Origin of the sequence: Jiella soli (genome assembly GCF_020615385.1) — a bacterium.
GTDB lineage: Bacteria > Pseudomonadota > Alphaproteobacteria > Rhizobiales > Rhizobiaceae > VKMB-3413.
Genome location: NZ_JAJAVB010000034.1, coordinates 1 through 2261, shown reverse-complemented (window position 1 = coordinate 2261; position 2261 = coordinate 1). Strand labels below are relative to the sequence as shown.

Below are 2261 nucleotides of genomic sequence, written 5' to 3'. Positions count from 1 at the left end.
ACAGCGCATCGACGTCTCGGAAGCCATGATCCATGTCGCCATGGGAAGCCTCCTGCTCCGACGCATCAGCCATTGAGACCTTTCTCAAACGGACTCTTACGCTCTATCGGCAACCGGAAGGTCGACATGCGGTATTTGCCGGCACCTTCCGGACCCGAAAATTCCGGCTTCTACTGCTGGACGCCGGCTTCCAGGGACTCTGCGCCGCTACCCAGGCATACTCGGATGGTTTTTGGGCATCGCTGTCTTGTTACTATCCGCCTGCGCCTGCCTAAAGCGATTGCGACGACTGGCTCAGATTAGGTATCGAAGTATCCCAGCTACCCGAGAATTTCTTCGCAACATCAACGAATGCGCGAAGCTTGGGAGCAAGCGATGCGCGGCGCGGGTAATACAAAAATAGGCCGTCCAGATCTGTCGAACTGTGCGGTAGTATTTGCTCAAGCCGGCCATCGAGCAGGTGGGCTCGAACCAGCGGCTCGAACATGTATGCGATCCCTAATCCGGCAATTGCGAGATCGCGAGCATGCCCGGCATCGGAGACCAACGCCGTCCCGGTCGTCTTAAACGTCCGGATCTGGCCACAATCGTTCAGCGGCCAGTCGTAAACGCCTCCCGAACTTGAGCTCCGGAAGCCGATACAGTTATGGCCGGCGAGATCCTCCAAGGACTGTGGTGTCCCATTCGCTTCCAGATACTGCTTCGAGGCCACCAGGGCCGATCTGAACGAGGGAGTCAGCCGCAGCGCGACCATATCCTGCTGTATCGTTTCCCCCAATCTTATCCCTGCATCGAACCGGGTCTCGACAATATCAACCAGGGCATCTTCGGCATGCAGCTCGACCGTCAGATGAGGGTGCAGCTTCGAAAGGTGGACGAGGATCGGCGTCAAACCCATGTCGAGCACAAACTGCGGCACGGTAAGCCGCAGCAATCCCGTTATCTCGCCGCCCCTCGCGGTAATTCCTTCCGACGCCTTGGCAATATCGTCCAGGGCAGGTCCCACGGCTGCTAGAAAGCTCTCGCCGGCCTGCGTCAACGATACGCTACGCGTCGTCCGTGCGAACAACGGTTCTCCGAGCCGATCCTCGACCGCGCGTACGGCGTGACTGACGGCAGACGGGCTCATGCCGAGTTCGGCAGCCGCCGCGGCAAAGCCGGACTTGCGAGCGACCGCCAGCAATATGGGGAGGTGAGGGAGGAGCATTCTGTCCATTGATGCATCGTATCGCACAATGCATGCGATTTCGATCGTATTATCGCGCACGTGGATTTCAGGCATCTACTTGAGTTGGCGGGTTGTCCGTCGCAAAGATGGAGAAATAAATGATTGCCACACCGACGTGGTTCATCACGGGTGCGTCTTCGGGTTTCGGCCTAGCATTCGCGCACTACGCCCTTGATCACGGCTACAACGTCGTGGCGACCGCCCGTTCTTTATCCAAGCTTGAAGCGCTCCTCGAGAAGAACTCCGACCGGCTTCTGCTTGCAAGGCTCGACGTAACCGTTCCAACTGAGGTCAGCGATAGCGTCAAAGCAGCCATCTTCCGCTTCGGCCGGATCGACGTCCTCATCAACAACGCGGGTTACGGCGCCATCGGCGCGGTCGAAGAAACGCCGGACGAAGTGTTCCGGTCACGGATGGAGACTAATTTCTTCGGGGCGCTTTCGACCATTAAAGCGGTTCTGCCTCACATGCGGCAGCAGAAAGCCGGAGCCATCGTGAACTTTTCGAGCCTCGGCGGGAAGCTATCCTTCCCGGGAATTGGCGCTGTTTCCGCCTCAAAATTTGCACTGGAGGGCATCTCGGAAGCACTGGCGCAAGAAGTCGCTCCGTTGAACATCAAGGTAATGATACTTGAGCCTGGCGCGTTCCGCACCAACTTCAATGACTTGGAAATCCTCCCGGAAATAGATGACTATAAGAAGGTGATGTCGGGGATCAGAACCGCCGTGGGTCAGTATCATGGCCGGCAACCGGGAGACCCGTACAAGGCAGCACGGGCAGTCGATACGGCTTTGGCGTCGGACAAGACACCTTTGCGACTACAAGTGGGGGCGGACGCAATCGAGGGCCTGCGGGCACATGGCGAAAAGTTTCTTGCCGACCTGTCCGCGTGGGAGAGCGTTGCGATCGACACCCAGCTCGATGAGATGCTCCCTTCTGTCAAATAGCAATGTCTAAGGCCCTAGGTTGCGTCTGCATTCAGGGATTCCGCTTTACCTTGGAATTTGATTCAAGATCGCAAACGGAGAGCGAT

The 2261-nt window shown here is 57.5% G+C and carries 2 protein-coding genes; one reads left to right on the top strand and one right to left on the bottom strand.

Features of this window, described 5'->3' with window-relative positions; genetic code table 11:
* Window positions 1–271: 271 nt before the first annotated feature.
* Complete coding sequence (locus tag LH400_RS21570) at window positions 272–1216, bottom strand: LysR family transcriptional regulator (protein ID WP_229155487.1); 945 nt, start codon at window positions 1214–1216, stop codon at window positions 272–274.
* 110 nt (window positions 1217–1326) lie between these two features.
* Between LH400_RS21570 and LH400_RS21565 the strand changes: the two genes are divergently transcribed.
* Window positions 1327–2175, top strand: a complete 849-nt coding sequence (locus tag LH400_RS21565) for an oxidoreductase (protein WP_229155485.1) — start codon at window positions 1327–1329, stop codon at window positions 2173–2175.
* Window positions 2176–2261 lie beyond the last annotated feature (86 nt).

What these genes read in the sequence shown, in the direction of transcription:
- LH400_RS21565 (WP_229155485.1), top strand. Translation starts at nt 1,327, where the DNA reads ATGATTGCCACACCGACGTGGTTCATCACGGGTGCGTCTTCGGGTTTC.
- LH400_RS21570 (WP_229155487.1), bottom strand. Translation starts at nt 1,216, where the DNA reads ATGGACAGAATGCTCCTCCCTCACCTCCCCATATTGCTGGCGGTCGCT.